Annotated in this window: 7 protein-coding genes and 1 tRNA gene; 4 read left to right on the forward strand and 4 right to left on the reverse strand. The window is 71.1% G+C overall.

What is annotated here, in order from left to right; all coding sequences use genetic code 11:
* The first annotated feature begins 31 nt into the window (after positions 1 to 31).
* Positions 32 to 835: a hypothetical protein gene (locus AB0F18_RS07685; protein ID WP_362056057.1), complete on the forward strand. Its 804-nt coding sequence runs from the start codon at positions 32 to 34 to the stop codon at positions 833 to 835.
* Here AB0F18_RS07685 and AB0F18_RS07690 read toward each other — a convergent pair.
* A complete protein-coding gene (locus tag AB0F18_RS07690) occupies positions 819 to 1,175 on the reverse strand; it encodes a hypothetical protein (RefSeq protein ID WP_362056041.1) in 357 nt (118 codons plus the stop codon). The genes AB0F18_RS07685 and AB0F18_RS07690 overlap by 17 nt on opposite strands.
* Positions 1,176 to 1,276: 101 nt before the next feature.
* On the opposite strand from AB0F18_RS07690, the gene AB0F18_RS07695 reads away from it, so the two are divergent.
* A complete protein-coding gene (locus tag AB0F18_RS07695; protein ID WP_362056043.1) occupies positions 1,277 to 1,507 on the forward strand; it encodes a DUF4287 domain-containing protein in 231 nt (76 codons plus the stop codon).
* A 101-nt stretch (positions 1,508 to 1,608) separates the two neighbouring features.
* On the opposite strand, the gene AB0F18_RS07700 is transcribed toward AB0F18_RS07695, so the two are convergent.
* On the reverse strand, positions 1,609 to 2,463 hold the full coding sequence (locus AB0F18_RS07700; RefSeq protein ID WP_362056045.1) for a Bax inhibitor-1/YccA family protein: 855 nt from the start codon (positions 2,461 to 2,463) through the stop codon (positions 1,609 to 1,611).
* Positions 2,464 to 2,642: 179 nt separating this feature from the next.
* Positions 2,643 to 2,724 (reverse strand) — tRNA-Leu (locus AB0F18_RS07705).
* Positions 2,725 to 3,142: 418 nt separating this feature from the next.
* Between AB0F18_RS07705 and AB0F18_RS07710 the strand changes: the two genes are divergently transcribed.
* Both AB0F18_RS07710 and AB0F18_RS07715 read left to right on the forward strand, forming a co-directional pair.
* The gene (locus AB0F18_RS07710; RefSeq protein WP_042809101.1) at positions 3,143 to 3,910 is read left to right on the forward strand and encodes an ABC transporter ATP-binding protein; all 768 of its coding nucleotides are present in this window, start codon (positions 3,143 to 3,145) and stop codon (positions 3,908 to 3,910) included.
* Between the two features lie 56 nt (positions 3,911 to 3,966).
* Positions 3,967 to 6,516 (forward strand): ABC transporter permease, encoded by a 2,550-nt coding sequence (locus AB0F18_RS07715; protein WP_362056047.1) that lies wholly within the window; start codon positions 3,967 to 3,969, stop codon positions 6,514 to 6,516.
* Positions 6,517 to 6,602: 86 nt separating this feature from the next.
* On the opposite strand, the gene AB0F18_RS07720 is transcribed toward AB0F18_RS07715, so the two are convergent.
* Positions 6,603 to 7,638: cyclopropane-fatty-acyl-phospholipid synthase family protein (locus AB0F18_RS07720; RefSeq protein WP_362056049.1), on the reverse strand; the 1,036-nt coding region annotated here is incomplete at its 5' end.

The following is a 7,638-nucleotide window of genomic DNA, read 5'->3' on the forward strand; positions in this document are numbered from 1 at the left end:
CGAATCAATCAGGAGTTAGTCAGTGAGCGCCATGTCTCTTGCCCTGCTGCTGACCACGGCCGCTGCCACGGCCGTGGGCGCTGCTGCGCTGCACGCCGTACACGGACTGCGCAAGCAGGTGACGGCCCTGCGCGATGAGCTCGCCGTGCCCGCCCACGTGCGCGGTGCGAGCGTTCCGCACGCCCGCAGCGCCGTCGAGTCCCCCGCCGCCGAGATACGAGCCGCCGTGGCCGCCGCCCTCGCCGAGGAGCGCGAGCGCGAGCTGGCCGAGGCGCGGGCCTTCTGGGCCGCGCAGGAGGCCCGTGACGCCGCCGACGCGCCGTCCCTGCTGGGCGGGCTGCCCGGGCTGGGTGAGGACGGGCCCGTCTTCCTGCCCCGCCAGGCGGACCTGGTCGGTCTGGAGCCGGTCCTGGGCGACGACCTCGCCGACGAGTACCCGGAGGACTCGGCCGAGCTGGCCGCGGCCCGCCGGCGCCATCCCTCGCACCCCGAATTCGTCCCGGTCCAGCCGCACCCCGGCGCCGACCACGAGCGGACCGTCAGCCGCCTGGAGGAGCTCGCGGAGGCCCGTACGGCCCTCGCGGATGTCCGCCCCGGCCCGCTGGGCACGCTCGACGTGTACGTCTTCACGGACGGCACCACGCTGTGCATGACCCCGGGCCACCGGGAGACGGCGGAGCGCCTCGCCGAGGCGCTCCGCTCGGGCACGGCCCCGGTCCTGCTGGGCGGCTCGGGCATCTCCGGCGCCTACGCGCTGACCTTCTCCTGCGGCGACGCCGGGGACCCCGACAGCAACGTCTACATCCTCGCGGACCGCGTCATCGCATCGCTCTGACTTCCGCCCGCTCCACCAGCGCCACGGCCTCGTCCAGCATCTCGGACGGGGCCTTCGCGCTGTCGGCGCCCTCGCCCTGGGCCGCCGCGCGCAGCGCCTCGGCCAGGTCCGCTCCGGCCACCGCCAGCTGGTCCCCGACGACGAAGACGCCCTCGTCGGGCATCACGCGCTCCGGAGCCGCCCCCGAGGGGTCCTCCAGCCGCTGGGCCCGTACGGCCAGCTCTCGGGCCAGCTCCAGGGCCTCTGCGGCGGCTCCGCGCTGGAGCCGGCTCTGCGGCGCGGCCCGCAGCCGGTCGGCGAAACGTTCCACGGCGGCGGTCAGGGGCGAGGTATCGAGCACCCGGCCGACCTTACGCGCCGCCACGGCACCATTGCCAACGGGCGAACTCTCCGGCACGGTGCAGTGAAGAGAACAGCACGGCGATACCCCCGGAGGCGCCCATGTCCGTTGAGTTCTCCGAACAGACCCACCGCAACATGATCGACAGAATCCCCGAGACCACCGGTCGTGAGATCTCCGACTGGCTCCGTACCGTCGACGAGGGCCCCTCCCTCCTCCGGTTCGAGGAGAAGGTCAGCTGGCTGCTCGGCGCGCACGACCTGTCGCACGGCCAGGCGAAGGCGATCGTCCACGAGTACGGGCTGCGCAGAGCGGCCCGCCGGTTCGGCTGAACCCCGGCCCCCTGACCCCTGAACGCTCCCGAGACGCGGGAAGGCCCCGCGAGCGTCGCTCGCGGGGCCTTCCCCGTGCCTTGTGGCGGCTACCGGTACGACTAGTCGTCGCCGGAGAGGATCTGGAACAGGCGCAGCAGCTCCAGGTAGATCCACACCAGGGTCATGGTGAGGCCGAAGGCCGCCAGCCAGGACTCCTCGCGCGGGGCGCCGTAGGTCACGCCGTCCTCGACCTGCTTGAAGTCCATGGCGAGGAAGCAGGCGCCCAGGACCACGCCGACGATGCCGAAGACGATGCCGAGCGGGCCGCTGCGGAAGCCGAGGCCGTCGCCGCCGCCGAAGAGCATGAACAGCGAGTTCGCCACCATCAGCAGGACGAAGCCGAGCGCCGCGGCCATCACGAAGCCGGTGAAGCGGCGGGTGACGCGGATCCAGCGCATCTTGTACGCCACCAGCACGGCGGCGAAGACGCACATCGTGCCGAGCACGGCCTGGATGACCACGCCGGGGCTGAGGTAGTAGCTGGTCGCCGCGGAGATGACACCGAGGAAGAAGCCCTCGAACGCCGCGTAGGCCAGGATCAGCGCCGGGGACGGCTTGCGCTTGAAGCTCTGGACCATCGCGAGGACGAAGGCGACGAGCGCCGCGCCCGCGCCGATGGCGTACGACTTGCCGAGGTTCGCCGGGTCGACGGGGAGGGCCAGCCAGGCGAGGGTCGCCGTGACGATGAGGGTGCCGAGCGTCATGGCCGTACGGCTCACGACGTCGTCGATGGTCATCGTGGTGCCGCGGGCCGGCGCGGCCGGCATGCCCGTGTTCGGGTCGATGGCGTAAGGATTCGTCGCGTACGGGTTGGTCGCGGTCCCGGCCTGCGCGTACTGCGCGTCGAAGCCCGCGTATCCGCCGTTGTCGCGGCTGAACCCCCGTCGCGAGAAGACCGGGTTACTGCTCCTCATCTCACTCCTCCATGGCCACGTGCATGGCCACCGTGCGCGGCCTTGCGTCAAGGGTAATGCGCTCGCAAAGAAAGCACCCTACTGCTGGAGGAGGATCTTAAGAGAAGGGACGGCGGACCGCCGGGGATAAACGCCGGGCCGGCGGAGAGCCGCGCGGGCCGGCGGGAGGAGCGCGGGAGTGCCCGGAGCCGGACTTGAACCGGCACGGCCCGAGGGCCAGCGAGGTTTAAGCTCGCCGTGTCTGCATTCCACCATCCGGGCAGGGCGCAGCGGGCCCCGTGGTAAAAGCCTTGAACGCTGCGATGAGCCTATCCGGAACACCCCGCCCGTCACGGGCCCCTCTATCCGATGTTGTCTGATTTTATTGGCGATTGAGTGGGCGTCAGGACCGATAAGACACGGTCGGCAGCGCTGAGGAGGAGGCTCCGCCCCGCCCCGGGAATGACGTGATTTCGCTGCACCGCGCCACCCCTCCCGCCACCCCGGGCCACCCCCCGCGCCGCCCCTCCGTCAGGGCTCCTGTCATACCAGAGGAGGAGACGGCCGCCGCCCTGGTCAGACTCCAGTGGGCCGTCGAACGGGCACCTCGGCTGATCCCCCGCGGGTAGGGCCGCGGTGAGGATGGAAGGGTTCCGCCACCGCGCAGCAGATCCGTTCGACAGGAGTCCCCGTGACCGCCATGAACTACGCCCCGCAGCACACCGCCCAGGCCGTGGCCGCCCGCGCCACGCAGCTCTCCAAGGTGTACGGCCAGGGCGAGACGCAGGTGGTCGCGCTGGACAACGTCTCCGTGGACTTCGGCCGGGGCCAGTTCACCGCGATCATGGGCCCCTCCGGTTCCGGCAAGTCCACCCTGATGCACTGCGTCGCCGGCCTGGACACCTTCTCCGGCGGCTCGGTCCGCATCGGCGACACCGAGCTCGGCAGCCTCAAGGACAAGCAGCTGACCCAGCTGCGCCGCGACAAGATCGGCTTCATCTTCCAGGCGTTCAACCTGCTGCCGACCCTGACCGCGCTGGAGAACATCACCCTCCCCATGGACATCGCCGGCCGCAAGGCGGACAAGCAGTGGCTGGACACCGTGGTGGACATGGTCGGCCTCTCCGGCCGCCTCTCCCACCGCCCCACGCAGCTCTCCGGCGGACAGCAGCAGCGCGTGGCCGTGGCCCGCGCCCTGGCCGCCCGCCCCGAGATCATCTTCGGTGACGAGCCCACCGGAAACCTGGACTCCCGCTCCGGCGCCGAGGTCCTCGGCTTCCTGCGCAACTCGGTGCGCGAGCTCGGCCAGACCGTCGTGATGGTCACCCACGACGCCGTCGCCGCTTCCTACGCGGACCGCGTCATCTTCCTCGCCGACGGCCGCATCGTCGACGAGATGTACGCGCCCACCGCCGACGGCGTGCTCGACCGGATGAAGGCCTTCGACGCCAAGGGCCGCACCAGCTGATCAGTCACTGATCACCGAAGCCACGAACAGACTTCCAGCCCAGGACTGATATCCCCATGTTCCGTACCGCCCTGCGCAACGTCCTCGCGCACAAGGCCAGGCTGCTGATGACGGTGCTCGCCGTCACCCTCGGCGTCGCCTTCGTCTCCGGCACCCTCGTCTTCACCGACACCCTCGGCAAGGCCCTCTCGGGCCAGTCCGCCAAGAGCTACGACGGCGTAGCCGTCTCCGTCACCTCGTGGGGCCCCTCCCGCGACGAGGACGGGCAGAAGCAGGGCGAGCCCGGCATCAGCCAGCAGACCCTGGAGAAGGTCAAGGCCGTCCAGGGCGTCGACAGCGTCTCCGGCCGCGTCTCCGGCTTCGCCGGGGTCGGCGACGAGAACGGCAAGCTGATCGGCTCCGGCTGGGCCAACAAGGGCTCCAACTTCGTCCCCGTCAAGGACGGCAAGGACCCCCGCTACACCTTCACCGAGGGCACCGGCCCCGCCAAGGACGACCAGATCGCCCTCGACAGGGACTCCGCGGCCACGGGCGGCTACAAGACCGGCGACAAGGTCCGCGTCGCCACCAACGGCCCGGTCAAGGAGTTCACCCTCACCGGCGTCTTCACCACCGAGGACGGCGCCGTCAACGCCGGCGGCAGCCTGGTCCTCTTCGACACCAAGGTCGCCCAGGAGCTCTACCTCCAGCCCGGCTTCTACGACGAGCTCGCCGTCGCCGCGAAGGCCGGCACCTCCGCCGACCGGCTGCTCGCCGACATCAAGCCCCTGATCGACGGCAAGCACACCAAGGCCCAGACCGGCAAGGAACTCGCCGCCCAGCAGGCCAAGGACATCGAGAAGGGGATGAGCAGCATGAGCAACATGCTGCTCGCCTTCGCCGGCATCTCCCTCTTCGTCGGCGTCTTCCTGATCTACAACACCTTCACCATGCTGGTCGCCCAGCGCACCAAGGAGCTGGCCCTGCTGCGCGCCGTCGGCGCCAAGCGCAGCCAGGTCATGCGCTCGGTCCTCACCGAGGCCCTGGTCATCGGCGCCACCTCCGCCGCGATCGGCCTGGCCGCCGGCATCGGCCTGGCGGTCGGCATGCGTTCCCTGATGGGCACCATCGGCGCCAAGATCCCCGACGGGGACCTCGTCATCGCCCCGGGCACCGTCGTCGCCGCCCTGGTCATCGGCGTCGTCGTCACCACCCTCGCCGCCCTGCTGCCGGCCTGGCGCACCGGACGGATCGCCCCCGTCGCCGCCATGGGCAGCGCCCACCTCCCGGCCACCGCGAAGTCCCTGGTGGTGCGTAACGTCCTCGGTTCGCTCATCAGCCTCGCGGGCATCGGCATCGTCTTCCTCGGCGTGTCCATGGGCGGCGACGGCCGCATGGTCATCGGCGGCGGCGCGGGCCTGATGCTCATCGGCCTGATCGTGCTGCTGCCGCTGCTCTCCCGGCCGGTCATCGGCGCCGTCCGCCCGCTGCTGCACAAGGTGTTCGGCGTCCCCGGCAAGCTGGCCGCGCAGAACGCCGTGCGCAACCCGCGCCGTACCGCCGTGACCGCCGCCTCCCTGGCCATCGGCCTCACCCTGGTCACCACCCTGTCGGTCCTCGGCATCACCATGGGCAAGGCCGTCGACCGGATGAGCACCGACAAGCTGAAGGCCGACTACAAGGTCTCCATGGCCGGCGGCATCGGCGGCCTGGACAAGTCCGTGGCCGAGACCCTGGCCAAGGCCCCCGGCATCAAGGAGGTCTCCCCGCAGGCCGACGGCTACTTCAAGGTCGGCGAGAGCTTCCGCTCGGCCTCCGGCGTCAACCCGGCCACCATCGGCCACCTGCTGAACATCGAGGTGGTCAGCGGGCAGCTGAGCAGCCTCGGCAAGGGCGAGGTCGCCGTCGCCGAGAGCACCGCGAAGAAGCAGAACCTCACCGTCGGCTCCACCTTCCAGGCGCAGTTCGAGGACGGCCAGAAGACCACCCTGCGGATCGGCGCCGTCTACAAGGACCTCGAAGGCCTGCTGTCCCCGTACGTCCTCGACAACAAGGTCCTCGGCGAGCACACGGACCAGCAGTACGTCCGCGAGGTCTACGTCAACGCCACCGCGGGCGACTCCAAGGCCGGCCAGCAGGCCGTCATCGACGCCCTCGGCAAGAACCCGGCGATGACCGTCGCCACGCAGCAGGACATGCGCAACGAGATGGGCGGCATCATCAACACGATGCTGAACATCATGTACGGCCTGCTCGGCATGGCGCTGATCATCTCGGTGCTCGGCGTGGTCAACACCCTGGCGATGTCCGTCTTCGAGCGGACCCAGGAGATCGGCATGCTGCGGGCCATCGGCCTCGACCGGAGCCGGGTCAAGAACATGATCCGCCTGGAGTCCGTGGTGATCTCGCTCTTCGGCGCGGTCCTCGGCATGGGCATCGGCCTCTTCCTGGCCTGGGCGGTGGGCACCACCCTCGCCAAGGCGGTGCCGAACTACGAGCTGGTCCTGCCGTACGGCCGGCTCGGGATCTTCCTCCTGCTGGCCGCCGTCGTCGGTGTCCTGGCCGCCATGTGGCCGGCCCGCAGCGCCGCCCGGCTGAACATGCTGACCGCCATCAAGACCGAGTAGCGCCGGCCCCGCCGGGGGCGCGCACGGACGAGGAAGGGCCCCGGGGCACACGCCCCGGGGCCCTTCCGCGCTGAGGGCGTACGGGGCTACGCGCCGCCCCAGACCCGGGCGCGCAGCGGCATCCCCGAGTCCCCGCGGCCGCCCGGCTTCACGGCCAGGATCTGGTTGACGCCGAGGCGGGCGTGCTCGAAGCCGAGGGCGGAGGCCGCCATGTAGAGCAGCCAGACCCGGGCCCGGCCGGGCGAGGTGAGCCGTACGGCCTCGTCCCAGTGGTCCTCCAGCCGCGCCACCCAGGCCCGCAGGGTCAGCGCGTAGTGCTCGCGCAGCGCCTCCACGTCGCGGACCTCGAAGCCGGCCTTCTCCAGTTCGCCGACGGTGGAGCCGACCGGGGAGAGCTCCCCGTCGGGGAAGACGTAGGCGTCTATGAACTCGTCGACCTGGTACGCCGCTTCGTCGTGCTCCGGCGGGCGGCCGATCTGGTGGTTGAGCAGGCGGCCGCCGGGGGCCAGCAGGGCGTGCAGGATCCCGGCGTACTCGCGGTAGCGCTCGGAGCCGACGTGTTCGGCCATGCCGATGGAGGAAATCGCGTCGTAGGGGCCGTCCTTGACGTCCCGGTAGTCCTGGACGCGGATTTCGATCCGGTCGGTCAGGCCCTCCTCGGCGATCCGCTTGCGGGCGTAGGCGGCCTGCTCGCGGGAGAGGGTGATGCCGGTGACCTGGACCCCGTACTCGCGGGCGGCGTGCAGGGCCATGGAGCCCCAGCCGCAGCCGACGTCCAGGAGCCGCTGGCCGGGCGTGAGGGCCAGCTTGCGGCAGACCAGGTCGAGCTTGTCGCGCTGGGCGTCCTCCAGGGTGCCGTCCTCCGTCCAGTAGGCGCAGGAGTACACCATCGAGGGGCCGAGGACGTGCTCGTAGAACTCGTTGCCCACGTCGTAGTGGTGGCTGATGGCGTGGCGGTCGCGGCTCTTGGTGTGGCGGATGCCGCCGTGGCGGACGGCCTCCTCCGGCGGGAGCGCGGGCCGGGTCCACGGGCGCGACAGGGCCACGAGCTCCCGTACGGCGGCGCGGGTCGCGGGGTCGCGCAGCAGGGCGGCCGTGGGGGGGGGGGGCGCGGGGGGGGGC

This window comes from Streptomyces sp. NPDC029216 (genome assembly GCF_040648015.1).
GTDB lineage: Bacteria > Actinomycetota > Actinomycetes > Streptomycetales > Streptomycetaceae > Streptomyces.

Coding starts and splice junctions, on each gene's coding strand:
- AB0F18_RS07685 (WP_362056057.1), top strand. CDS start 32: ATGTCTCTTGCCCTGCTGCTGACCACGGCCGCTGCCACGGCCGTGGGC.
- AB0F18_RS07695 (WP_362056043.1), top strand. CDS start 1,277: ATGTCCGTTGAGTTCTCCGAACAGACCCACCGCAACATGATCGACAGA.
- AB0F18_RS07700 (WP_362056045.1), bottom strand. CDS start 2,463: ATGAGGAGCAGTAACCCGGTCTTCTCGCGACGGGGGTTCAGCCGCGAC.
- AB0F18_RS07710 (WP_042809101.1), top strand. CDS start 3,143: ATGAACTACGCCCCGCAGCACACCGCCCAGGCCGTGGCCGCCCGCGCC.
- AB0F18_RS07715 (WP_362056047.1), top strand. CDS start 3,967: ATGTTCCGTACCGCCCTGCGCAACGTCCTCGCGCACAAGGCCAGGCTG.